We start from the raw sequence: 25,279 nt of genomic DNA, 5'->3' as shown, positions 1-25,279 counted from the left end.
CCGACCGGATGAATCGGATCAACCGGTCACTTCTTCTATAGAATTCTCGAATGCTGCCATCAAAATATATTTATACTTTTAAGAATTTACGGATAGACGTTAAGCTTCCCCATACACCAATGATTGCACCAATCAATAGTAGAACCAATGATACTTGATAGACAAACGGGTTATATGGAAGCAGTGAAATAAATGAGCCTTGTACTCTCGGTGCGACCCAGCCGACTGCATATTGATATGTGCCAAGCAATAGGGCAATTGGTATAATGGAACCAAATACACCAAGCAATAATCCTTCAATGAAGAATGGCCAGCGGATAAACCAGTTCGTTGCACCTACCAGCTTCATAATCTCAATTTCTTTGCGTCTAGCAAAAATCGTAATTTTGATCGTATTGGAGATTAAGAACATAGCTGTAAATAACAGCCCAATAATGAGCACAATACCAACATTACGCGCTACTCCGACTACATTAAAGAGTCGGCTGACCTCTTCTTTCCCATAGGTTACTTTATATGTACCCTTTAGTTTTTCTAATTTCTTCGCTACTTTTGGTGTATCGTGAGGATCTGTTGTTTTCACAATAAACGCATCGTTTAATGGATTTTCTTGATCAACAAGTCCCATGGATTGTCCATTTTCTCCGAAGCTTTTAATCAGTGCTTTCAGTTCGTCATCCTTAGATGAGTACTTCACATTACTGATTTCAGGAATCTTTTCAATTTCTGCTTTTAATTCATCCTGCTGCTTTTGATTCGCCGTTAATTCGATTAATACTTTTACTTCTACTTCTTTTTCAGCGTTTGATGCCATGTTATTCAAGTTGAGCATAATCACAAGGAAAACCCCAACTAAAATCAATGTGACAGTCACCGCACTAATTGATGCAAAAGTCATCCACGTGTTTCTTCCTAGTGAACGGAAGCTCTCACGTAAATGCCGCGAGAGAGTTTTAATCATAAATTCCGTACTCCCCTCTTGCTTCGTCACGCACAATCATTCCATCTTCGATTGCGATGACGCGTTTCTTCATGGTGTTTACAATTTCTTTGTTGTGTGTCGCCATAACCACTGTTGTTCCGCGGTTATTAATCTCTTCGAGCGTCTTCATGATTTCCCAAGAAGTGTCTGGATCAAGGTTTCCTGTCGGCTCATCTGCAATGACGACCTCAGGACTATTGACGATCGATCGAGCGATAGATACACGCTGCTGTTCACCGCCAGACAGCTGGTCAGGGAATTGGCGCGCTCTGTGCTTGAGCTGGACCAGATCGAGAACATCAAGCACTTTTTTCTTAATGATATGAGGCTGCTCACCAATCACTTCAAGAGCAAATGCTACGTTCTCAAACACAGTAAGAGTTGGAAGCAGCTTGAAATCTTGGAATACTACGCCAATTTCTCTTCTTACGTAAGGAATTTCTTTTTCCTTCATTGAGCCTAAATCTTTGTTATTAATTAAGATTTGCCCTTTGGTTGGCTTCTCTTCACGATACATCATTTTGATGAAAGTGGATTTACCAGCACCACTGGGACCAACAACATACACAAACTCTCCTGGATGGATAGAGACATTGATTCCATTGATCGCCTTTACACCATTAGGATAGATCTTGTAGACTTCCTTCATTTGAATCATGTAATCACCTAATCTTTTCTTATTCGCTGACTAACAGCTTATCATGATGTTTTGACACTTCTCGTCAAAAAACTTATGTATGGTCACGCACATACCCTTCGATACTTACTAACAATTTATGTCCTTTTCATCCAAAAAGATGAAAAAATTGAATCGTCTAAATTTCAACAACTCCAATTATACGTCATGAATCGACGCAATGGTATTACATTTATATTTCAAAACTTATAAATAAAAGGTAAATAGAACAATCAAAACCGAAAAACATGCCTTTATACCCTTATTTTTTAAATAAAATTAAATATAATACGTTTTCATACTATTTAAAAGTCTTTTTCTACATATAAAAAACAAAAAACCTTGTCGATTAGACAAAGGTTTTATTTTTTCTCTGCAAGCCATTTCGCTACTTCTTTTGCTTGTTTTTCATCTACCATTCCGCTTGGCATAGAGCCTTTACCGTTTTGCGCAATATCTGCGATTTGGCTTTCATTATATTTCTTCCCTACTTCTTTCAGGCTTGGTCCGCCTCCGCCAGATAGGTCTTTCCCATGACAGCCAATACAGTTTTGCTGATAGATCTCCTCACCACTGCTCACAGATGATGCACTTTTGCTGCCTTCTTTGTCACTGCTGTTTGAATTTCCTCCACAAGCCGCGAGAACAAGAAGCATCGCTGCAAATAGCATCGTTAATCCGCCTTTTTTCATCTATTTCCCTCCCTTACAATCATTTGGTCAACGCTATTATATCCTTGTTTACGCCCTTTTAAAACCCTCACCAAGCACCTCTTTTGCATCCATCACGATGACAAATGCTGATGCATCGATTGCTTTCACTACTTGTTTCAACTTTGTGAATTGTGACTGCCCAACGACACACATCAAAATCGGGCGGTCATGATCAGTATATCCTCCGACTGCTGAAATCTTCGTCACACCGCGGTCAATTTGATCAAAAACCGCCTGTCTGACCTCATCTTCATGCCCTGTAATGATCATCGCCATTTTCGAATGACTGAAGCCAGCCTGTACGACATCAATCGTTTTACTAGAAATAAACACACCAATGACCGCGTACAGCCCCTCTTCGATTCCAAAGACCGTCATCGCAGCCAGAACAATCAAGCCATCCATCATCGCTAAACAGGTTCCTAGCGTAAGTCCTGTGTACTTATTGATGATTTTGGCAGCGAGTGCCGTTCCACCCGTTGATCCATTTCCAAGGAACACGAGCCCTATTCCGATCCCAATGACCACACCGCCAAAAATAGCCGCTAGCAGCGCTTCATGTGTGACAGGTGCAATGTGTCTTGTGACAAACACCATGAAAGGTAAAAAAATCGAGCCGACGAGTGTTTTCACTCCAAATGTACCACCTAATAAATAAAAGCCAGCGATAAACAGCGGAATATTAAGCCCCCATTGCACATACGCCGCTTCAAAACCGAATGACTGCATGATGGTACTAATTCCGCTCACACCACCTGCTGCAATCTGATTCGGCAATAATAACGTATTAAATCCAATCGCCACGATGGCTGATCCGATTAAAATCAACAAATAATTTTTCACTTCGATCCAAAATTGTGAATGTCCCTGCTTCATGTCTTTCTTCCTCCGTTACTTCTGAATGCACACCTATTTTAAGCCCTCTCAAAACGATTGTAAATAACAGCCAAATGCAGTGCTAATGGATTAATACTTTATCACACAGACGGATCAGCGCACTTGCCGGTTGGCATAGGAGTAAATGATGGTATATTTAATATGTACATGAGAAAGAAGGGGCATGCGATGAAGAAAATACTGAAGATAACAAGTATGACATTACTTGCACTGATCATCTTAGCTTTTGGTGCTTTCTATACATGGAGCCGCTTTACATATGGACCATCAGAAGCATTAAAAAAACAGGTGAACATTGAGCAAGTGGAACATAAAAATAATGTTTATACATTTGAAGCACCAAAAAGTGATACTGGCATCATTCTCTATCCTGGGGCAAAGGTGGAACCACTTGCGTATGCCTATATCGGGGATACGCTGATGAAAAAAGGCTACTCTGTCTTTATCCCTGACATGCCATTTGCCTTTGCGATCTTCAAACCAAACAAAGCGCAGGATATCATCAAAGATCACCAATCGATCAAACACTGGTATATTGGCGGACATTCACTTGGCGGGGCAGCTGCCTCTATGTTTGCAGAAAAAAATCAGAGCAAGCTCGACGGACTCTTTTTCCTAGCGTCTTATCCAGCATCAGATGACCTGAAACAATCTTCAATGAAAGTCCTTTCTATTTCAGGTGAAAAGGATGGGCTGGCAACACAAGTGAAAATCAAAAAGTCGAAAACAAATCTGCCGTCTCAAACCGTTTATCATGAAATAAAAGGCGGGAATCATGCGCAGTTTGGCATGTACGGCAAACAAAAAGGTGATCACCCTGCGGACATTCCAGCCCTATCACAGCAAAATGATCTCATTCAGACAATGCTTGATTGGTTGAAGCCAGCAAAAAAGCTCCCGTAATGGGAGCTTCAGTGTGTAGACAAGCCCTCGCATCCGTTGTCAGGTCTGCGTTCTGGTGCTCATCCTTCCTAGATTTCAAAGGTTTTCTATCACACTGAAAAAAGAAGACAAAGGGCTAAAATAAAGATCATTTTAGCCCTTTTTCAACAATCTGAAAGCTCCTATTATAGGAGCTTTTCATTTTTATTTTTTTGTCGCTTCTAAAAATTCCTCAGCATCTGCTACAGCCAAACGAATGGCTTCTTCCCAAAATGCTTTTTGGGTAAGATCCACGCCTAGATGCTTATTAGCTAAATCCTCCACTGTCATTGAAGCAGTATCCTTTAATAATGCAATGTATTTCTCTTCAAACGATGTACCAGCCTGCAATGCTTTTGCATAAATTCCTAACGAGAACATGTATCCAAAGGTGTATGGGAAATTATAAAACGGAACATTCGTGATATGGAAATGCAGCTTAGACGCCCAGAAATGCGGATGGTATTCATCTAATGAGTCACCGAACGCTTCCTTCTGCGCTTCGACCATCAGTTCATTCAACCGGTCAGCCGGCACTTCTCCTTGTTTACGCTCTTCATAAAATCGCTGTTCAAATAAGAAACGAGATTGAATGTTCATGAAGAATGCTACACTGCGCTGCAGCTTATCCTCTAACAAGCTGAGACGCTCCTCTTCATTTGCCGCTTCTTTTAATGAGGCATCAGCCACAATCATTTCTGCGAATGTCGACGCTGTTTCAGCTACATTCATTGCGTATTTGCGATTCAGAATGCGAACATCCTGCATCACTTCCTGATGGAACGAATGACCAAGCTCATGCGCTAGTGTCGCCACATTGGATGGACTTCCTGAGAAAGTCATAAAAATGCGTGACTCTCCGCTGTCAGGGAAATTTGTACAAAAGCCGCCTACCCGTTTGTTTGGACGGTCCTCAGCTTCTACCCAGCGTTCGTTAAAGGCTTTTTCTGTAAAAGCAGCAAGCTCTTCTCCAAATCCAGCGAAATGTTTCACAATAAAAGCAGCTGCTTCTTCATAAGGGTAGATTTTGGTCTCACTGCCGATAGGAGCCCCAACATCGAACCAACTCAGTTTATCCACTCCAAGCATATCGGCTTTTCGGTGTAAATAATCAATGAATGGCTGCTTATGTTCATCAATCACAGACCACATCGCATCAAGTGTTTCTTGTTTCATCCGACAAATATCAAGCGGTTCTTTTAAAATGTGATCCCAGCCTCTTGCTTCATACACTTGCAAACGAAAACCAGCAAGGTGATTGAGCGTACTAGCAAATAAATGTTCATCCTGCGTCCATGCATGCTCTAGGTTGTGGTAAACAGCCTTTCTGACTTCACGATCTGAATCATCCATGGCATTTTCCGCTTGGCCAACAGAGATCATCTGCGTTTCACCATTCTGTTCAAACGGAATGGTAATTTTATTCACTAAGCTGGAATAAAGATCATCCCACGCATGGTACCCATCAACAGCTAGCTTTTGAATCAGCGTTTCTTGTTCAACAGGTAATTGATCCTTCACACGATCTCTTCGCTCATTTAATATGTAGCGGACATCTGAAAAGGCTGCAGAATTGATCAGTTCTTCCCACTTGTTTGCAGGGATAGCAGCAAGCGCTTGGTCAAACAGTGCAAGGATGGTTCCTAAATCAGCTTCCAGCTTGGCAATCGCACCTCGAAGGCTGCCTGCCTTCGTATCCTTCGTATTTTGAGCTTGAAGACAGGATACAAATGAACCTGCTTGAGACAATTTTTTATATGTAGTTTCATACGTGTCAAGGACAGACGTTAATTCACTTTCAATGTGTGTATCTTCTTTTGAAAAGGCATCTACCTTTTGTCGTAATTCATCTAATAGCTGCTGAATGTTTTGCAGGTATGTCTTAAATTCTGGTGAAGAGCTGCCTCCTTTAAAAAAGGCATCTAAATCCCACGTTTCTTGCAATGGTGTTAATCCCAAAATATTTCCCCCTTTATTTGCTAATTTCATCATACAAAGGATATAGAATCAGTATGTCGTATGTATTCCTTTATATTCATTATATTTTCTCACAATTAAAAAAACCCGGCAAGAAGCCGAGTTTTTATGATAATTTCGAACGTAGGTAAGCATCGATAAATGAATCTAAATCTCCATCCATCACCGCTTGAACATTACCCATCTCCGTATTGGTTCGATGGTCTTTCACAAGAGAATAAGGGTGGAATACATAAGAGCGAATTTGGCTACCCCAGCCAATTTCTTTCTGCTCTCCTCTGATTTCATCCAATTCTGCCTGCTGTTCTTCGATCCGTTTTTGATAAAGTTTCGATTTCAGCATTTTCATCGCACGTTCTCTGTTTTTGATTTGTGATCTTTCTGTTTGGCACGTCACGACGACATTGGTTGGAATGTGTGTGATACGAACGGCAGAGTCCGTCGTATTGACGTGCTGCCCACCAGCTCCGCTTGCACGATACGTATCCACCTTAATATCCTCTGTCCGAATATCAATATCAATTTCTTCATTGAATTCCGGCATGACATCACAGGAAACGAAGGATGTATGTCTACGGCCAGATGAATCAAAAGGAGAAATACGGACCAAACGATGGACACCTTTTTCTGCTTTTAAGTAACCGTACGCGTTATGCCCTTTGATAAGCAAAGTTACAGACTTAATTCCTGCTTCATCACCTGGAAGATAATCAAGCGTTTCGACCTTAAAGCCTCTGCGCTCTGCCCAGCGAGTGTACATTCTCAGAAGCATAGAACCCCAATCCTGTGATTCAGTACCGCCTGCACCTGGGTGAAGCTCAAGAATGGCGTTGTTTTTATCATATGGTTCGCTTAAAAGAAGCTGCAGCTCAAATTCATTAAACTGCTTCGTTAAGTTCTTCAGCTCTTTTTCAAGTTCTGCATGAAGCTCATCGTCATAATCTTCCTTTAATAAGTCATGCGTCATTTGCAGTTCTTCATGCGATTCACTAAGCTCATGATAGGAATTCACAGAATCCTTCAGTGCATTGGCTTCATTGATAACGCCTTGAGCCTTTTGCTGATCATTCCAAAAATCAGCCTCTGACATCGTCGCTTCAAGCTCTGCGATTTTGGCCTCTTTTGTTTCTAAGTCAAAGAGACCCCCTAAAATCAGCTAGCCTGCTAGCCATATTTTCAAGCTCTTGTCTAATTTCTACTAATTCCATATCCTTCACCTCATAGATGTATGGGGGCTGACATGAATAGAAAGAGGTTTTCACCTCTTTCCATTACTTATTCTGTCTTCCCATGACAATTTTTATATTTCTTGCCGCTTCCGCAGTGACATGGAGAGTTTCGTCCAATGTCTACGACTTTACGCACCGGCTTCTTCTTCACTGTCTTCTCCTCATCGCCCTCTTGTGGCTGATGAGCCGTTGTTTGTCCTTGAACCACTTCTTCACGTTCTAGGTTGTTTTGGATTTCTGATTTCAAGACATACTTGGCCACGTCATCTTCAATTGAAGCAACCATATGCTCAAACATCGCAAATCCTTCCATTTGGTACTCACGAAGCGGATTCGTTTGTGCATACGCACGTAAATGAATACCTTGACGCAGCTGATCCATTGCATCGATATGGTCCATCCACTTCGAATCCACCGCACGAAGAACGATGACTTTTTCAAATTCCCGCATTTGTTCCTCGCCAAATGTTTCTTCTTTTGCATCGTATTTTTCTTTAATACGATTCATGATGAAAGTTGTGATTTCATCTGCTTCTTTACCGAAGATATCTTTGACCGTAATGGCCCCTTCGTCTAAATAGTTCGTGTTGATTAATTCAACAAGACCATCTAGTTTCCATTCTTCAGGCAGCTCTTCTTTTGGCGTATAAGATCCCACAGCACGCTCAATTGAAGATTGGATCATATTGATGACAATTGATTTTAAATTGTCAGAATCGATAACTTCAAAACGTTGTTTGTAGATCACTTCACGCTGTTGACGAAGCACATCGTCATATTGCAGAAGCTGCTTACGGGAATCAAAGTTGTTCCCTTCCACACGTTTTTGAGATGATTCAACGGCTTTAGACACCATTTTACTTTGGATTGGTGTAGAGTCATCCATGCCAAAGCGGTCAAGCATCGCCATTGTCCGCTCTGCACCAAATCGGCGCATCAATTCGTCTTCCATGGAGAGATAGAATTGGGTAATTCCTGGGTCTCCTTGACGGCCAGAACGTCCGCGAAGCTGGTTATCAATACGACGGGATTCATGACGCTCTGTCCCGATAACAGCCAGACCTCCAAGTTCTTTTACACCTTCGCCAAGCTTGATGTCTGTACCACGTCCTGCCATGTTTGTCGCAATGGTCACAGCACCTTTTTGACCAGCCTCTTCAATAATTTGTGCTTCACGCTCATGGTTTTTCGCGTTCAACACTTGATGAGGAATGCCTTTATTTTTAAGCAGCTTAGAAATAAGCTCAGATGTCTCAACTGCTACTGTTCCGACAAGAACTGGCTGTCCTGTCATATAGCGCTGCGCAACATCTTCAGCCACTGCTTTAAATTTACCATCCATTGTGCGGTAAATTAAATCAGGTCTGTCGTCACGAACCACTGGTTGATTGGTCGGGATTGTTACAACCTGCATGTTGTAAATGTTACGGAATTCTTCTTCTTCCGTTTTTGCTGTACCAGTCATACCCGATAACTTTTCATACATACGGAAGTAGTTCTGGAACGTAATTGTTGCTAGTGTCATGCTTTCGTTCTGCACTTCGAGACCTTCTTTTGCCTCGATGGCTTGATGCAGACCTTCACTATAACGGCGTCCCTTCATTAAACGACCTGTGAAGGAGTCAACGATGACTACTTGGCCTTCTTCTACCACATAATCCACGTCTTTTTGCATCGCAACATGTGCCTTCAGCGCCTGAGCAATGTGATGGTTCAACGCGACATGTTTGACATCAAACAGGTTCTCGATGCCGAATGCTTTTTCCGCCTTCGTCATTCCGCTTTCAGTCAATTGCACACTTTTTGTTTTAATATCATACGTGAAATCATCTTCTATTTTTAATGTACGGACAAATGCATTGGCTTGTACGTAAAGCTTTGTTGATTTCGCAGCTTGTCCAGAAATAATAAGAGGTGTTCTCGCTTCGTCAATTAAGATGGAGTCAACCTCATCGATCACGGCATAATGAAGTGGTCTTTGAACCATCTGCTCTTTGTAAAGCACCATGTTATCTCGTAAATAGTCAAAGCCGAGTTCATTGTTTGTTGAATACGTGATATCAGCGGCGTACGCTTCTCTTTTTTCATCTTTGTCTAAGTTGTTTAAGTTTAAGCCGACCGTTAAACCAAGAAATTCAAAAATTTTACCCATTTCCTGCGCATCACGGCTTGCCAAATATTCGTTGACTGTCACGATGTGGACGCCTTTTCCAGAAAGAGCATTTAAATAAACAGGCATTGTTGATGTCAGCGTTTTACCTTCACCAGTTTTCATTTCAGAGATGTTGCCTTCGTGAAGCGCGATTCCCCCCATGAGCTGCACCTTAAATGGGTACATTCCTGTCACGCGGCGGGATGCCTCGCGAACCGTAGCAAATGCTTCCACCAACAGGTCATCCACAGATTGTCCTTTTTCAAGTTTTTCTTTAAATTCAATCGTTTTATTTCGTAAAGCCTCGTCAGATAATTTTTCAAAATCTTGAGCGAGAGCTTCGATTTCATTTGCCTTTTTTTCATATCGGCTGATCGTACGTTTCGTAGGATCAAACACTTTATTTAAGATTCCAAGCATATAATAACGCTCCTCTATTTCATGCAATTTTTCGGCATGTCCAAAAGTTTGACAGGTCCATATTTACCTGCATTTATCATACCATACCTTCTTTCATTTCCAAAGAATTTGCCATAATTTCGCACAAAAAACCCGCCCCTTTTGAAAGGAACGGGTTTACTTTATTTAGGTTGTTTTTGAATCAGCATCAACTGATGTTTAGGCGTTTGGCTCAATAAGTCCATATTTACCGTCATTTCGGCGATACACCACATTGGTCAAATTTGTCTCAGCATTTGTGAAAACGAAGAAACTATGACCTAACATGTTCATTTGGAGAATAGCCTCTTCACTATCCATCGGTTTTAAGTTGAAACGCTTTTGTCTGACGATTTCTGTTTCATCAATCTCTTCGTCATCTTGAACTGCTACTTCAGCCGTACCATTTCCTCCAGCAAATAAGTGCTTTTTGGCACCTTGCTCGCGGAATTTACGGTTTACTTTTGTTTTGTGCTTTCTAATTTGACGTTCTAATTTACTGGCTGCTAGGTCTACTGCATTGTACATATCCTCATTATGCACCTCAGCTCGAAGTGCTAGATCAGTCATTGGAATGGTAACCTCAACTTTAGATTCTTGATCGTTATAAAACTTCAAGTTCACGTTGACTGAAGCATCGACGTCTGTCTCAAAATAACGCTCCAGCTTTCCAATTTTTTTCTCGACATGATCTCTTAGTGCAGGTGTTACATCGATGTTTTCTCCTCTGACATTGTAATTCATGTAAAGAACGCCTCCTTTAAAATTAAGGATATGTAAACCTATTTCTACTTTTCCCTCCTTTTCTCCTGCTCAAACGTAAAAAAAATGTGAATATTTATTGAAATTTGTCGAATTTTGCGGTGCTTCAACTGTTGCTTGATAGGTGATGAATATATATTCGGCTGATTCTTGAAAAAGACCAGCGCACGTTAAATGGTAAAAGATGAAATCGATGTTTTCAACGATTGAGATAAGGATTTTAAATCCTCCGCAGCGGCTTTCATCTCTTCATTGGCCGCTAATGATTCCTCAACAGCAGCAGACATGTACTCTGTCTCTTCTGAGTTTCGTTTGGCACCTTCTTCAATGACACCAACCGTTTGAGAAATTTCCTCTGTACTAGCAGAAATTTGTTCTGCAGTGGCTGACAGCTCTTCTGCTTTCATTGAAATATCACGAATAGATTCCAGGATTTCATGGAAGCTCTGTTCAGATAATTGTGATACTTTTACACCCTCTGCTACATCACGCTCAACCTTCGTCATCGATTGTGATGACTTTTCTGTATCTTTGTTCACGTTCTCGAGTAATTGACTAATTTGATCTGTCAGCTGACTAGATTCTTCTGCCAGCTTCCTCACTTCATCTGCTACAACTGCAAAGCCTCTTCCATGTTCTCCCGCCCTTGCTGCTTCTATGGCTGCGTTTAAAGCAAGCAAATTCGTCTGGTCAGCGATGGCATGGATGTGACCTAACAGGTCTTGAATGCCTGTAAACTGCGCTTGTACATGTGTCATTGTGGAATGGTGTTCATTCACAGACTCTTTAATAGAACTCATTTGTTTCACAAACTGTTGAATAAGGGCCGCGCCCTCTTCAGCCTTTTCAGTCACTGAAATTGAGTGACCCGAAACATCGGACGTGTGTACAGCTGCATTTTGCATGCCAGTCGACACTTCTTGAATGGCGGATGCAACTTTTCCAACCGCATCTGATTGTTCACGTGAAGCTTCACTAACCTGTTCAATCGAGCTAGATGTCTGCTCACTAGCCGATAACGTTTGACTGATGGTTTCCTCAAATTGAGCAGCAGACTCAGCAAGCTGTCTTGATCCACTTTGCACCTGCAAAATAAGCTGACGCAAATGAGCTGTCATTTGGTTAAAGGCTGTGCCGAGTTGACCAATTTCATTTTTAGAGGTCACTTCAATCTCTTCAAGGGTAAGGTCACCATCTGCCATCCTTCTTGCGGCATTTGTGACAGAAACAATTGGTTTTGTCATGCGATGAACGAATCTGATCCCAATCACCAAAAGGCCAACAATAATCGCTGCACTGACAAGAATGAGTGTAAGCAATAATTGATTACTATCTTGATTGAGCTGATTGATTTTTTGATCACGTTGTTTTAGCTGGTTTTGAGCGAATTCTTTTGTTAAGGTATGTATTTCTTGTTCGATAGGTTGTAATTCTTGACTGAGGCGGGTGTTGAATTCTTTTTGATTTTGCATATTTAATGAATTAAATAATCGATTCGTTGAGGTGTAGTAGAGATAATTTTTTTCTGAGATTTGATCTAATAGATTTTTTGCTTGTTTGACCGTACTCATTTTCGAAGCTTCTGTTGTTTTCTTATTAATATCTTCATATGTTTGCTCAATTTTCTGCAAATTTTCAGCATCTTGTACCACGACATATGTTTTAATCTGTGCTTCTTGCTTCTGCAGAAGCGTCTCTAATTCCAGCGAGGTCTGATAAAGCTTTACTTCCTTGCTTAATAGCGCTTTATAGGATTGATCTGTTTTGTAATAGAGAAAGCTTGAGAATCCTAACATACTGATAAACAATACACATATGACAATAAGCCCAAATAAAAATTGATTTTTTAGTCTCATAATTTCCTCCGAATGGTCTGAATTGGACAAAAATTAATGAATGACATACGGCCTCATACAGGCATGTATTTCATCCATCCACTTTCTATATTCAGGTATAAAATATGATTTCAGGAATGATTGGAAGTTATTTGAAGGGAATGTATAGAAAGCTAATATATCAAAACTTAAAAATAATTGATCAAACGAACGAATCGTTTTGGTAAAGTGTTCATTTTCAATAATTGAAAGCAGAAGAGGATGTGTTGTGTCTAAGTGAAAGAAGGCATGGATCAGATCATTAAAGATCCGATCCCCTTCTGTTTTGTCAAAATCCTTCTCAATTTCATCTAAATATTTTAGACCCTCTTCTATCGTATATAGAAGTTCATAATATGTGGTTAATAAAATATAGTCATTTGAACGATATGCCACAGGTCTCACCTATTTATTTCCGTTTATCGTAGTATACGCCGTCACTCGTTATGGGCTGGTATGGATTTTGATAATTCAGCTGTTTTGTTTTCTTTTTTTGAATGGCTTGAATATCTGCTTTTATCCCATTTTGGATAACCGTTAATTGTTGCGCCATCTGTTGATCTGTTTGTATGATTTCTCGGATTTTCTCTTTTTCTTGATCCGTCAATTCATGCTGTATATCTCTCATTAATTCGTCTCTCTCAATTAAAAAGGCTTCAAAGTCTTCAACCAGTGTCTCACTTTGCGGATTTTCCGCTATTGCGGCTGCCATTTTTAATGTTTGATCATGCAGCTGGTCCACAATACTCATAGAGAACCCCCGATAGAGTGGTGACGGCCTTTTCGATCGGTTTGAATGACTTCCTTCCAAGCATCACGGAAATCAGTTACGTACTCTTCTACTTCAGTTAATATCTCTTCGTCATTTTGAAGATTGGCTTCTATCAGTCTGCGATAAATGTAATCATACATACTTGCCATACTCTTTGATACGTCATAGGAACGATTTAAGGTGACATTTAATTCTTGAATGATGTTTTGAGCCTTTTTCAGGTTCAAGTTTCTCGTTTCTGCATCTTCTTTTTGAATGGCATGCTTCGCTATTCTGATGAACTTTAAGCAGCCTTCATAAAGCATAAGCGTCAACTCGGCAGGTGTTGCGGTCTCAATAGAATTTTTCTGATAGGCGGCATAAGGGTTCTGTATTGCCATATGTTATAAACCTCCAATTATTGTCCAAGCAGTTGAGAAAGGTAGCCAGATTGGTTGTTTAGCTTTTGAATTGCACTATCCATGGCGTTAAACTTTTTGTAGTAACGGGCTTCCACCATTTTTAAACGATCTTGGAATGTACTCATTCGTTTTGTCAAAGAATCAAGGTCCTTACCAAGTCCGTATTCCTTTAATTCCATTGTTGTGCTGCCAGCCTTTTTTTGAATGCTTTTCGAAAAGTCTGATAAGGAATTTTTCACACGATAAATGATTCCTTGTTCTTGATATTGCTGCTGTGCTTTGTCTTTATCTTTTGAATCCACATTTAAACTACCCGAGATAAACATTTGTCTGACTTTCTCCGGGTCTTCTTCAATAGCTTTTCTTAATTTCTCTACTCCATTACTATCCTTACTAAATTCCAGCTTTCCGCCATCTTTATACTTGGATGATGTCTCAATACCGATTTGTGTGAGTTGGATTTTATTCGCATCACTTGTCGTAATATTAGCATACAAATCACTTCTTATTTTAGAGGCACCCGATCGTAAAATGGAATCACTTCTCAGCAAACCAGACTTCGCAGTCGTTTCCCATAGCTCTATTTCTTTTTCAGACATCCCTTTTTTCTCTTCAGCCGTTAATGGCTGATAGTCTCTGTTTTTCTTTTCATTGACTTTACCATTAATCTGCTCAACGAGCTCATTGTATTTATCAACAAATTGTTTAATTTTGTCATATATTGCATCAACATCTGTTGATACGTTTAAGCTGACGGGCTTATCTGTGGTTCCTTTAAGCTCGTACGTAATATCAGCCTGTGTGAATGTATTGTTGTTATTTTCCATTTTCAGGCCATTAATCTCGTATTGCGCCTTCTGTCCTTGAGTGGTCGCAACTAATTTGTTATCTCCATCTACTTGGAAACCTAATTGCGTTAAAAATGAAGCTGAATTGCCATCAGCTGCTTTAATACTGACACCCTCACCAGTTGTCCGAGAAGTAAGAGCAATTGTATCCACGTAGTTAGTGCCATCAGAGATTTGGCCTTTGTAAGCCGTCACACCTAATTGCGCGTTGTTTAGCTTTTTCACGATGTCATCGATTGTATCGGAATCAGAGGTATTGATCGTCACCATTTTCGGTTTTGTTGCATCTGGTGTCGTCACTTCAAACGTAAACGTGCCATTTGCTGGTGTAAATCCAGATGTACCAGAGGATTTGAAGACAGAAGCTGTCGCTAGTTGAGTGACATGAATAGAGCCAGAGGTCGCATTTGTTGACCCAGTTGCTGTGACAGCAGATTCATTAGAGCTTGTCACTTTTTTTGCGCCATATGTACTTGGACGCGTTAAGTTTAAACTGTTGATCAAATCATCTAATTCTTTGATTTTCGAGTTAACCTCGCGATAGCTGTCTCTTTGCCATTCAAGTGTTTGTTTTCGGCGCGTCATTGTATCAAGTGGTGCTTGCTCCGTTTTCATCAGCTTTGATACGATTTCATCAATATCGAACACATTTGAAAATCCAGTAATACGATTGACCATTATTTATGTTCTCCCTTCATTTACATTCTTTTATCTACAAATAGACCGACAATTTCTGTCATTGCCGCATAGAAATCAAGCCATTCCTTGGAAGGAATTTCTCTAATGACTTCATCTGTTTGGTTATCTACGACTTTGACATAATATTCATTGAGTTTTTCATGTAATTCGAATTGAAGATGAAACTGAGTAGGCTCAATGAGCTTGTTTGCCCCTTGAAGCGTTTTTTCAATTTCTTCTTTTGAAACAGCCCTGCCATTTGCTTGTGAGTCAGAGTTTACATTGTCATTCTGGTTATTAGAAACACGGGTTTGAAATGCATCGATAATTGGCTCTAGCGATGTCAACTTACCAACAGACATAATTATTCAGCTCCTGTGCTTTAATCTATCTTTTATATCGGCTTTGAATTTGCAAATTAAATATAGATGGACCGATTTGTTAAAGTTTCCTATAGATCATGAACATCTGTATAGTAACGCTTTCACACGGAGAAGGACAGCTGAATGCGATAAAAAAATCCTCACTTTTTTTGTGAGGATAATTGAGAGAGGAGATCTAAGGATAAACTCGCAGCACGATTGTTCTCTTCTTGAATAGACAGGTACACTTCTTTCCTGTGAATATCGATGTGCTTAGGAGCCTCAATCCCGACTTTCACTTGATCGCCTTCAATTGAAATAATCTTGACTTCAATATCATCGCCTATTTGAATCGACTGGTTTAATTTACGTGACAGCACTAACATGAGGATGCCACCTCTAATAAATGTTTTGTATGATAGGCTGAATCATGCAGAATCACCTGCTTGGCTTTCATGTTTTTCCGGTTCACAATAATAGGCGCTCTTAAATTGGCTGTTGTTTTTTCAATAGATGATTCCATTGTTAAAATAACCATTACTTCCACATCATTGGCATCTTCTACTTCCAGAATGTCTACAACCGTTTCGTCTAAATCAAATTCGTATTGATTGAAGAATAAAAATGGGCTGCTGACAATAAAGCCTAATGCCGAGTTTTTCAATGATTGAAGAACTAAAAATGGAGACTCTTCTGATAAAGGCAAAATGACAAACTGTTTTTGATCCAGAAATCCTGGTATCCCGTTAGAGAAGTTAATGATTTGCTCCTCTTTGATTGTCACTTCACCATGGTATTTTGTTTGAATGATCATAATTCACGACCTTTTTCGTTTTTCTTAACTATACCTTATCACCATTTTGGCCCGTTTCGTCAACTTCTATTTTTAATTCTGGGTATTGTAACATATCAATATTGACCTTACCTGGCTGGTAGTTAACGATTGGTTTATGAGGTGTTGCCTCTATGATAGCTTTTTGTGGCTCCACATTTATTTGAAGCTCAGAAGGCTGATAGTGAATTTTCACACTAAAGAATGAAGGTATCACACCAATGGTGAATTGTTTTGCTGGAGGACTGCCATTGATTTTGGCAAACTCAGCAATCGCATTCCCACCATTCTCGATCTTGATGAGTTCACTTCCTTCTTCCGCTCTTCGACCCATTCCTTCTCCAACAGCACGCTTCCCCTCAGCTGCCCATTCCTCAGAACGTCTAAAAATCGACTTAATGTCCATATCGGCAAATGCCTCGGTTTGATCAATGGTTAATTTCGAAGGTGTCCTTTTGATATCCATGACAGCTCGTGGCTGCTGAATCTCAAGGTCCGCTCGTGGCTGCTCTACTTCTTGCCGGGAAGGAGTTGTCGACATTTGAAGCTTTGCATAGGTTTGCTGCATTAACAATCTCGGGATTTGCATATGTTCACCTCCATGATGCAAAAAAGCACCCATCGGATGCTTTTTATTATCTTAAGAAATCAACAAGGGATGGCTGAATGACTTTAGCTGTTGTCGCTAAAGCTGCTCTATTCACCGTCTCTTGTTGAAGAAGATCAAGAATTGCCTTTTCACTTTCAACATCTTCATTATCTGATTTAGCATTTTTCAGTACTTCGAATTGTGAAGTCAAACGACTTCCTACTAAGTCAACACGATTCGAACGCGCTCCTAGATCAGATCGTTCAGCACTCATCACTTCTTTAAACTGATCGATACTTCCTAATGCATCATCAGAATTCGCGAACGTTCCATTTTTCAATGAGTTTTCTAAATCAGTCAGCATTTCAATGACATTTTGACCGCTGGCCTGTCCACCAAACGCTGAGATTGGATTTGAGTTTACATTTAAAGTGATACCATCAGAAATATTCGCTTGAACAGCATTCGCATCTGTATAATTTTCGAAGTTAAATGTATACGTACCGTCTGCATTCTCAACAACTGGTTTGACATTTGTATTCGTCCCATTAAATACGAACTTACCTAGCATTTGAGTGTTCATTGCATCAATGATTTGATTCTTCATCTGACCAATTTCTACTCCAATAGCTGCTAAATCTTCGGGCTGCTTTGTTCCGTTTGCCGCATCAAGCACTTTATCTCGTATATTTGACATAATATCAATGATTTCAGTGACACTTGTTTCAGATGTATCAATCCAGTTTTGTGCTTCATTTAAGTTATTTTTATATTGTTCATTTCGAAACAGAGCTGTGCTATATTGAAGGCTTTTTACTGCTGCAACAGGATCATCAGACGTTTTCGTGAAACGTTTGCCTGTTTGTGCCTGCTCATTAATTTTAGAAAGTTTTTCATAACTTTTACTAATATTTCGAAGTGAGTTTTGAGAAATCATACCTTGTGTGACTCGCATCCGTTATCCCTACCTTCCTACGACACCCATGCCGTTTATTACCTTATCCAATACTTCATCTTGTAATGTCATAATTCTCGCAGCCGCATTATATGCATGCTGAAATTGAATCATATTCGTCATTTCTTCATCAATGGAGACAGCGCTAGTCGACATTCTACGTTCATTGGCTGAATTGACAAGAGCAGCTGAACTGCTTTCAAGCGTCATGTTCTTTTTCCCTTGTACTCCCATCTCAGCAATGACATTTTGGTAATAATCCTGAATTGTCGTTGTATTGCCGCCGATTGGCAACTTTAAGTCTTGTATATTAGCTAACTTCGTAGCATTCGAACCGTCACCTTGTGTTTGATTGAGAGATGCTGCAATATTATCTGTTGATGCTAAAATGACATCGCTCACTTTAATACGAGCTGCCAAACCTTTATTCAACTCATTGTTATTCTCGATATCAAAAAAGTCTTGTCCACTTGCACCAGTTAACGTGTACCCCTGCTTATGTACATCGTTAAATGTATCCATGAAGACTTTTGCTACTTCATCCAGCTCTGCAAGCATATCTGGGTACATGCCTTTTTCTGCACCATTTGACATGTATCCGTAAGCTTCAACAAGTGCTTTTACTTTTCCGTTCACTTGTAATTGATCCGCTGCAATGGTTGTTGTTCCGAATTGAAGAGAATTAACAAGTCCCGTTGTATTATCGTAAGAGATTTGCAGTTCAGACTTTTCGTTCGTAATACCATTCAAAATGTTTCCTGCGGATTGTCCATTTGCACCGATAATGTCGATGTTGACAGTTCCTTCAGCAATTTTGAGCGCATTACCGCCAGGTGGATTGTAGCTGACCTTAATATCAACAAGTGAGGATAATTGATCTACCAAAGTATCACGTGTATCATAAAGATCATTTGGAAGATAACCATTTGGCTCAACTGCTGCAATCTGTTTGTTCACTTCATCTATTTGAGATAAAAGAGTGTTTACATCTTTGGCCGTTGAATCGAGTTCGGTTTTCAAATTCTTTTGTATCGTTGTTAAAGAAGAATTGAGCAGACGGAATTGATCAACTAAAGCCTGTGCACTTGTTTTAACAACTGTACGTGCAGAAGCCGTATCAGCATTCTTTGATTCCGATAAGACCTGTAATGATTTCCAAAGGTTATCAAAGGCTCTGTTCAAGCCTTCATCCGTCAAATCATTCATAACCCCTTCCATCTGTGAAAGAGCATCTGACTTCGTTGAGTAGTAAGATAAGTTATTATTATGATCTCTATATTGTAGATCTAAAAAGCTGTCTCGAATTCTTTCAACCGTTCCAACTTGTACACCTGTCCCCATTTGACCATACGTCTTGCCATCATAAACAGAAATGACTGGATAAGGATTTTCTGCTTTAAAGGTCACTCTTTGTCTTGAGTAGCCCTCCGTATTGGCATTGGAGACGTTGTTTGATGTGACATAAAGCCCTGCACGCTGGGCTGTAATTCCTCTTTTTGCCGTTTCTAATCCCATGAATGTAGAACCCATCGGTATCCTCCTTGTTTACGCCTTTGAATCAAACAAAGCCCTTTGCTGTTTAGGCTTTGAACTCTCAAGACCATTTTGTCCGTAATTCATATTTTCTTTATTAGGGTTAACCAACTCGAATGTCAGTGAAATAAATTGAAGTGACTGCTGAATAAGCTGCTTGTTCAGTTCATTTACATCTTTTAGTTCCACCATGATGTCATTTAGTTTCTCATATAATGAAATGAGCTCTTCTTGATCTGTACCTTCAGCCTTCTCGATACATGCAGTAATGGTTGGCGATTGATCACTTTGTAAAAATTGAACGGTCGCTTCAATTCGTTTTTCTTCTAATTGAGAAATGGCCTGAATATACTTTTGCTCTAAATTCAGAACCTCTGAAAGAGCATCAATCTCATTGCTTTTCAGCATTTCTGTTTTATCCTTAGACAGCTTTAAAAGCTGTTCATGCAAACCATAGAGACGATGCAGTTCTTCAATAATTATTTTAACTGACATTCACGCTGCTCCCTTTTGTTATTGTTGTTTATAAAAATTCAGCATTTTATCTGCAATGCCTTTTGTATCTACTTGATATGTTCCGGCTTCAATGCTTTTTTTAAGTTGGTCTATTTTATCTTGGCGTTCTCTCATAATATTCGGCACCTTTTGCATTTCGATTGCCTTTTTAGAAATTTCGACTTTATCAGTTGATTTTGCTTGATTCGATTGCAACGTTTGTTTCTCATATGTTTTCTTGTAAGGATTTACTGGTTGTGTTCCATATCGATTAATTTTCACGGGATTCCTCTCGCTTTCCGTTACAGTCTGTCTTGATTCTATCCATTTTATCGACCAAACTGCAACTTAGTTTAGGGAATCAGTCGTTTTTAGGATTAATGGCATAATAGGTGTCTTTTTTCCTAGATTCAATCTCCCTTTTACGCTCCTCTTCCTGGTTCATTTGGCTGATTTGCGAATGAATATCCTGTTCACATTGGCTGCATAGCTTGTTTTTCCTGATCGCTTTGCCACATCTTTCACAAGGATAATTAATATTCGGAAATTGACTAATTTGCAGTCTTTTCAAACGAATAAATTTCAAGATTAATTCTTCATCAACTTCTGTTGCATCTACTATTTCAGCAATGGTTGATTGTCTATTACTTTGCTTCCTCAAGAATTTATATACGATATCAAAAGAACGTTCTTCTTCTTCATAGCATTTGTTACAAACCGTTTGGATGGTGGTTTTTAAAAATAGCTGATTACATTGTGGACAGTTTGCCAATTGATTCATAACCAAAACCCCTTACGTTATTTTCTTTACTTATTATCGGTTAATTATCATGATTTTTAACTACGTATCAACGTAAAAGAAGAAACACTTTTGGCACCGGCGTCTTTCAAAATTCTTGCCGCATCATAAATGGTTGCTCCCGTTGTATAGATATCATCAACTAATATAATATCTCTTTGAACAATCACATCTGTTTGCTTTATTTGAAACAAACCTTTTTGATCTAGGCGTTCATTTTTCTTTTTTTTGGACTGCTTACTTTGATGTATTTTCATGAGTGGCTGCAATATCGGCTTACCTATCAAGGAAGCGATGATAACGGACTGATTAAACCCTCTTTCTTTTAGTCTTTCATTACTTAAAGGGATCGGGATGAGCAATGGGTCTTTTATGCAGAAGGAACGTTTAAATGCTGCTTGTACATCTCGTTTAAACAGCTCAACTAAAGCCGTATCACCCCGAAATTTAAAGCGGGCAAGGACATCTTTCATCAACTCGTTGTAGATATAAACTGACCTGTTTTTTATAAGGACTTTAGTAGAATCAATGCGTTCATTCCATCTATCACAGTCTTGGCACATTTGATCATTTGACTGCGCTCTTCCGCAGGTTGGACAAATAGGACGCTCAATCTTTACTAATTGATTCTTACATGCTACACAAAGACGCTCATCATTTAATAGAAGTAATGATTTCCATGTAAAAGCAGGCACAAAATGTCCATCGCAAATCGGGCAAATCAATTGGTTTCCTTGTTCAGCAGCAGGCGATTTTCACATCTTGGAAATGCGGAGACTTTGGAAGCTGCTTCTGTCAGAATGACCAGCATAGCAGTATTCTTCTGTTTATCCACCATCTCAGATTTACTGTAAGATATTTTATCGATATCTGTTATATATTGTGGTTTCACTTGATTCAGTGAAATCGCTAATACATCTTCCATACACTTTTCACAATGACAAATCATGTTTAATTGGTTGAGAAATTGATAGAGAATTTCCTTGAGTAGTATTTCTTTTGCATTGAGTAGCATATGTTGTCTCTCCTGCCATTTGTGTATTGTGAATATAATGTACCATGATTTAGTTGAAGCCACACTGTTTTTCAGAAAACTCTTTTGCAGCCGTATCATTCATTTTTATGATATGCTTCTTTGCTTGTTTCATACTTCTCGTTAAACCAAAATGAAAAAGGAAAACATCTCCTGTACAATAATCGGGATGTCTGCCCACTCTTCCAGAAATCTGAACAAGTGCACTCTCTGTAAAAATAGTAGATTCCGAACCTAGTACCCCCACTTGAACATTCGGAATGGTTACGCCTCTTTCTAAAATAGTGGTTGTAACTAGTACATCGTATGCGTAATCTCTAAAGTGCTGAACTTTTTGTTTCCTATCTGGATCATCGGCAGATACTTCCTCTACGTTTAAGGAGTGTTCTCGAAGAAGCTCCGTTGCCTTCTTCATGACAGCAATTGAAGGAACAAAAAGTAAAACTCTTCTCTTATTTGCAATATGTCTCTGCATCCAATTCATCATTTTAGAAGGAAGCTGCTTCTTTTTTAATTTCTTTTTCCAATGTCCGATCCATTGAAAGGTCGGGACGGGTAATGGTTGCTGGTGAAAACGCAGAGGAATTTTTATCGCTTCCAGTTTTCCACGAGAAACCTCTCTCGTCATTTTTTTAGAGGGTGTCGCACTTAAATATATCCTAACCCCTCCGTTCTTTCTCATCGCCTTTAGAACAGCAAATTGGAGACGTTCATCCATTGAATAAGGGAAGGCATCGACTTCATCTACAATGAGCACATCAAATGCATTTTTGTATCTCATCAGCTGGTGGGTTGTAGCGATTACAAGCGGTGCTATTTGAAACCTTTGTGAACTGCCTCCATAAAGTACGGCTATTGTTATCCCTTGAAATGCTTTTCTAAGCCGTGGTTCAAGTTCAAGCACAACATCTGTTCTAGGTGTCGCAATACAGACACTCATTCCTTGGTTTAACGCATATTCAATTCCATGAAAAAGCACTTCCGTTTTCCCTGCCCCACAAACCGCCCAGACGAGTAGATCAAATTTGTTTTTAATAGCTTCGATCATTCTTTCTGATGCTCTTTTTTGTCCTTTAGACAACTCTCCCTGCCATGTTAATTCGGCTCGATATGCTTCTACCATTTTTGGACCCGTCCATTCATAAAGAAATCCACATTCAGTTGCTTTTCCCATCATGATGCATGACCTACAGTACACACAATCCTTTTGACACTCTTCACATGGAGAGTGAGCAAAGTACCGCTTGTGTGATACACCACACCGGTAGCATGTAAAACCATCTGCTTTCCTCTCAATGGCAGGTGTTCGATTAACTAAGCCTTTCTCCTCCAGCCAATCTAAATTGGACTGTGCGCACCTTGTTTCAACAGTGAGCAGATGGCGTGAATACAGATGCCGCTTTAGTTCCATTGCTTTGTCCATGTTCAACTTCACCAAACACCTTTCAATTGATGTTTGCCTATTATGCGCAAAGACATGACCTTTCGTCCAACAGGTAAAATAAAAAAACAAAACCCCTTTTCCATAAGAAAAGAGGTTTTTTAGGATTTATCTAATCACCCAGCCAAGAGCTAAAGAGCCTTCGCCTAGGTGGGTGCCGATCACGGCTCCAAAGTAGCTTTTATAAAATTCAACATGAGGATATTTTTCTGATAAGTGCGCAATTAATTCTTCTGCTTCTTCTTCTCTATTACCATGTATCAGTGTTGCTCTCATCGGAACACCACGTGATGCATCTTCATCAAATAATTCAAAAATACGTGAAATGGCTTTTTTACGTGTGCGAATCTTCTCAAAAGGAACAATTAGCTTGTTGTCAAAATGCAGAATAGGCTTTACCTTTAAGAGGCTTCCAATAAAAGCCTGAGCACCATTTAATCTGCCGCCCCTTTGCAAATGAGTTAAATCATCTACCATAAAATACGCCCGCTGACTTTCTTTCAGGTAGTTTAGATGTGCTAACACTTCTTCTAAAGAAGCACCCTCTTGGATTTTTTCAGCAGCTTCTAACACATAAAAACCTTGTGCCATACAGCTTGTTTCTGTATCAAACGGATAAATGTCGATCCCGTCAACTAGATCATTCGCTGAGACAACACTATTATATGTTCCACTAATTCCACTTGAAAGGTGAATACTAATCACGGCATCGTATGTTTCACTTAGTTTTTCATATAAGGCTATTAATTCACCGAAAGCAGGTTGAGAGGTTGTTGGAAGATCTTTGTGTTTTTTGATTTCTTCATAATATGTCTTCCAGTCCATTTCTATTTCTTCACGGTATGATTCGTTGCCAAAGATGACGTTGAGGGGGATCATATGAATATCATGTTTATCACGCAGCTCTTGTGGTAAATAAGCAGTACTGTCTGTTACAACGGCTATTTTCATTCTTAAATACCTTCCTTATTTTTTAAGATACTCTTTTTTCTTTTAAAAGAATGATCATTTTTTCATTAGGTTTATAATAGTAATCAAAAAAGCCTGCCTAATCAATAGGCAAGCCCGCTATATCCGAAAAAGACTCCTTATACCCCTGCCTATTATTTCTCTCCAGCTAAAATGTGAGAGAACAAAAATAGGCGAAAAAGGCATACTTGTCCGGAACATTATCTCATTTCTACCCAACCGTTTTTAATAGCTACAACAACAGCTTGTGTACGGTCGTTTACATTCATTTTTTGCAAAATGTTACTCACGTGGTTTTTGACTGTTTTCTCACTAATAAAGAGCGATTCACCGATTCCTCTGTTGCTCTTTCCGTCAGCTAACATTTGAAGAACTTCACATTCACGTCTAGTTAAGATATGAAGTGGTCTGCGAATTTCAGGATATACCTCGTGCTGTGGATGTGCTGAAACGCCACTAGTCGCTAGGCGTCGGAATTCATTTACTAAGTTATGAGTGACTTTCGGATGTAAATAAGAGCCTCCGTCAGCTACAACTTTCACTGCTTCGATGAGTGTGTCTGCATCCATTTCTTTTAACAGGTAGCCTCTCGCCCCTGTTTTCAATGCATGTGTTACATAGTTTTCATCGTCATGAATAGATAGAATAATGACTTTTGATTCGGGATAAAGCTCAACAAGCTGCTTTGTAGCCTCAACACCATTTACATTCGGCATATTAATGTCCATAATGACAACATCCGGATGATAGTGTTCTACGATACGTGCAGCTTCGTCACCGTCGTCTCCTTCTGCAACTACTTCAAAAGTAGGTTCAAAATCTAAAATCCGTTTTACACCTTCACGGAATAATTGGTGGTCATCAATAATTACAATATTTACTTTAGTCACAAGCTACGCCTCCCCATGTTTATTGTTCTACACCTGAACTTTATGGTCAATATGTCTTTTG

28 protein-coding genes are annotated in these 25,279 nt (G+C 39.6%); 1 reads left to right on the top strand and 27 read right to left on the bottom strand.

Annotated features, from left to right (window positions below):
* Window positions 1-70 precede the first annotated feature (70 nt).
* From ftsX to JVX94_RS17400, 4 genes are all read right to left on the bottom strand, one after another.
* Window positions 71-961, bottom strand: coding sequence for a permease-like cell division protein FtsX (gene ftsX, locus JVX94_RS17415; RefSeq protein WP_048237545.1), 891 nt, complete (start codon window positions 959-961; stop codon window positions 71-73).
* Window positions 954-1,640: a cell division ATP-binding protein FtsE gene (gene ftsE / locus JVX94_RS17410; RefSeq protein WP_024423601.1), complete on the bottom strand. Its 687-nt coding sequence runs from the start codon at window positions 1,638-1,640 to the stop codon at window positions 954-956. Before ftsE ends, ftsX begins: the two co-directional genes overlap by 8 nt.
* Window positions 1,641-2,020: 380 nt before the next feature.
* Entirely contained in the window at window positions 2,021-2,350 is a 330-nt protein-coding gene (gene cccB / locus JVX94_RS17405; RefSeq protein ID WP_048237547.1) for a cytochrome c551, read from the bottom strand.
* A 48-nt stretch (window positions 2,351-2,398) separates the two neighbouring features.
* Window positions 2,399-3,247 (bottom strand): YitT family protein, encoded by an 849-nt coding sequence (locus tag JVX94_RS17400; protein ID WP_095409663.1) that lies wholly within the window; start codon window positions 3,245-3,247, stop codon window positions 2,399-2,401.
* Between the two features lie 189 nt (window positions 3,248-3,436).
* On the opposite strand from JVX94_RS17400, the gene JVX94_RS17395 reads away from it, so the two are divergent.
* Window positions 3,437-4,171, top strand: coding sequence for an alpha/beta family hydrolase (locus tag JVX94_RS17395; RefSeq protein ID WP_205183947.1), 735 nt, complete (start codon window positions 3,437-3,439; stop codon window positions 4,169-4,171).
* A 183-nt stretch (window positions 4,172-4,354) separates the two neighbouring features.
* Here the strand turns inward: JVX94_RS17395 and JVX94_RS17390 are convergent, their stop codons facing one another.
* From JVX94_RS17390 to degU, 23 genes are all read right to left on the bottom strand, one after another.
* Window positions 4,355-6,148, bottom strand: a complete 1,794-nt coding sequence (locus JVX94_RS17390; protein WP_144483662.1) for a M3 family oligoendopeptidase — start codon at window positions 6,146-6,148, stop codon at window positions 4,355-4,357.
* Between the two features lie 124 nt (window positions 6,149-6,272).
* A protein-coding gene (prfB, locus tag JVX94_RS17385) for a peptide chain release factor 2 (RefSeq protein ID WP_141211642.1) occupies window positions 6,273-7,374 on the bottom strand; the annotation gives its coding sequence in 2 pieces (ribosomal slippage) (window positions 6,273-7,301 and window positions 7,303-7,374; 1,101 coding nt in all).
* Between the two features lie 67 nt (window positions 7,375-7,441).
* A complete protein-coding gene (gene secA, locus JVX94_RS17380) occupies window positions 7,442-9,967 on the bottom strand; it encodes a preprotein translocase subunit SecA (protein WP_205183945.1) in 2,526 nt (841 codons plus the stop codon).
* 198 nt (window positions 9,968-10,165) lie between these two features.
* A complete protein-coding gene (gene hpf / locus JVX94_RS17375; RefSeq protein WP_024423608.1) occupies window positions 10,166-10,729 on the bottom strand; it encodes a ribosome hibernation-promoting factor, HPF/YfiA family in 564 nt (187 codons plus the stop codon).
* A 188-nt stretch (window positions 10,730-10,917) separates the two neighbouring features.
* Window positions 10,918-12,603 carry a methyl-accepting chemotaxis protein gene (locus JVX94_RS17370; protein WP_205183943.1) on the bottom strand — a complete coding sequence of 562 codons (1,686 nt, stop codon included), beginning with the start codon at window positions 12,601-12,603 and terminating at the stop codon, window positions 10,918-10,920.
* Between the two features lie 33 nt (window positions 12,604-12,636).
* Window positions 12,637-13,017 (bottom strand): DUF8042 domain-containing protein, encoded by a 381-nt coding sequence (locus JVX94_RS17365; RefSeq protein ID WP_205183941.1) that lies wholly within the window; start codon window positions 13,015-13,017, stop codon window positions 12,637-12,639.
* A gap of 13 nt (window positions 13,018-13,030) precedes the next feature.
* Window positions 13,031-13,372, bottom strand: a complete 342-nt coding sequence (gene fliT / locus JVX94_RS17360) for a flagellar protein FliT (protein WP_205183939.1) — start codon at window positions 13,370-13,372, stop codon at window positions 13,031-13,033.
* A complete protein-coding gene (fliS, locus tag JVX94_RS17355; RefSeq protein ID WP_095409670.1) occupies window positions 13,369-13,773 on the bottom strand; it encodes a flagellar export chaperone FliS in 405 nt (134 codons plus the stop codon). Before fliS ends, fliT begins: the two co-directional genes overlap by 4 nt.
* Before the next feature lie 17 nt (window positions 13,774-13,790).
* The gene (locus JVX94_RS17350) at window positions 13,791-15,320 is read right to left on the bottom strand and encodes a flagellar hook-associated protein 2 (RefSeq protein ID WP_205183937.1); all 1,530 of its coding nucleotides are present in this window, start codon (window positions 15,318-15,320) and stop codon (window positions 13,791-13,793) included.
* A gap of 20 nt (window positions 15,321-15,340) precedes the next feature.
* Window positions 15,341-15,682, bottom strand: a complete 342-nt coding sequence (gene flaG / locus JVX94_RS17345) for a flagellar protein FlaG (RefSeq protein WP_034281093.1) — start codon at window positions 15,680-15,682, stop codon at window positions 15,341-15,343.
* 161 nt (window positions 15,683-15,843) lie between these two features.
* Complete coding sequence (gene csrA, locus JVX94_RS17340; protein WP_008360181.1) at window positions 15,844-16,068, bottom strand: carbon storage regulator CsrA; 225 nt, start codon at window positions 16,066-16,068, stop codon at window positions 15,844-15,846.
* Window positions 16,062-16,496, bottom strand: coding sequence for a flagellar assembly protein FliW (fliW, locus tag JVX94_RS17335; RefSeq protein WP_075611996.1), 435 nt, complete (start codon window positions 16,494-16,496; stop codon window positions 16,062-16,064). The genes csrA and fliW overlap by 7 nt, the downstream gene beginning before the upstream one ends.
* A 28-nt stretch (window positions 16,497-16,524) precedes the next feature.
* Window positions 16,525-17,103: a DUF6470 family protein gene (locus JVX94_RS17330; protein ID WP_197197644.1), complete on the bottom strand. Its 579-nt coding sequence runs from the start codon at window positions 17,101-17,103 to the stop codon at window positions 16,525-16,527.
* 46 nt (window positions 17,104-17,149) lie between these two features.
* Window positions 17,150-18,058 (bottom strand): flagellar hook-associated protein FlgL, encoded by a 909-nt coding sequence (gene flgL / locus JVX94_RS17325; protein ID WP_144472025.1) that lies wholly within the window; start codon window positions 18,056-18,058, stop codon window positions 17,150-17,152.
* A 9-nt stretch (window positions 18,059-18,067) separates the two neighbouring features.
* Complete coding sequence (gene flgK / locus JVX94_RS17320) at window positions 18,068-19,588, bottom strand: flagellar hook-associated protein FlgK (RefSeq protein WP_197197643.1); 1,521 nt, start codon at window positions 19,586-19,588, stop codon at window positions 18,068-18,070.
* A gap of 15 nt (window positions 19,589-19,603) precedes the next feature.
* Window positions 19,604-20,086: a flagellar protein FlgN gene (locus JVX94_RS17315; protein WP_144472023.1), complete on the bottom strand. Its 483-nt coding sequence runs from the start codon at window positions 20,084-20,086 to the stop codon at window positions 19,604-19,606.
* A gap of 18 nt (window positions 20,087-20,104) precedes the next feature.
* Window positions 20,105-20,368 carry a flagellar biosynthesis anti-sigma factor FlgM gene (flgM, locus tag JVX94_RS17310; protein ID WP_095409676.1) on the bottom strand — a complete coding sequence of 88 codons (264 nt, stop codon included), beginning with the start codon at window positions 20,366-20,368 and terminating at the stop codon, window positions 20,105-20,107.
* 79 nt (window positions 20,369-20,447) lie between these two features.
* Entirely contained in the window at window positions 20,448-20,867 is a 420-nt protein-coding gene (locus JVX94_RS17305) for a TIGR03826 family flagellar region protein (protein ID WP_039181808.1), read from the bottom strand.
* A gap of 56 nt (window positions 20,868-20,923) precedes the next feature.
* A complete protein-coding gene (locus JVX94_RS17300) occupies window positions 20,924-21,610 on the bottom strand; it encodes a ComFC family protein (protein WP_197197641.1) in 687 nt (228 codons plus the stop codon).
* On the bottom strand, window positions 21,607-21,900 hold the full coding sequence (gene comFB / locus JVX94_RS17295) for a late competence protein ComFB (RefSeq protein ID WP_197197640.1): 294 nt from the start codon (window positions 21,898-21,900) through the stop codon (window positions 21,607-21,609). Before comFB ends, JVX94_RS17300 begins: the two co-directional genes overlap by 4 nt.
* A 49-nt stretch (window positions 21,901-21,949) precedes the next feature.
* Entirely contained in the window at window positions 21,950-23,347 is a 1,398-nt protein-coding gene (locus JVX94_RS17290) for an ATP-dependent helicase ComFA (RefSeq protein WP_275891453.1), read from the bottom strand.
* A 120-nt stretch (window positions 23,348-23,467) separates the two neighbouring features.
* On the bottom strand, window positions 23,468-24,310 hold the full coding sequence (locus JVX94_RS17285; RefSeq protein ID WP_095409677.1) for a DegV family protein: 843 nt from the start codon (window positions 24,308-24,310) through the stop codon (window positions 23,468-23,470).
* Window positions 24,311-24,528: 218 nt separating this feature from the next.
* Window positions 24,529-25,218 (bottom strand): two-component system response regulator DegU, encoded by a 690-nt coding sequence (gene degU, locus JVX94_RS17280; RefSeq protein ID WP_008348273.1) that lies wholly within the window; start codon window positions 25,216-25,218, stop codon window positions 24,529-24,531.
* Window positions 25,219-25,279 lie beyond the last annotated feature (61 nt).

The sequence above is a fragment of the Bacillus sp. PDNC022 genome, from assembly GCF_016919285.1.
Classification (GTDB): Bacteria; Bacillota; Bacilli; order Bacillales; family Bacillaceae; genus Bacillus; species Bacillus safensis.
This window is presented reverse-complemented; position numbering and strand designations above follow the sequence as displayed.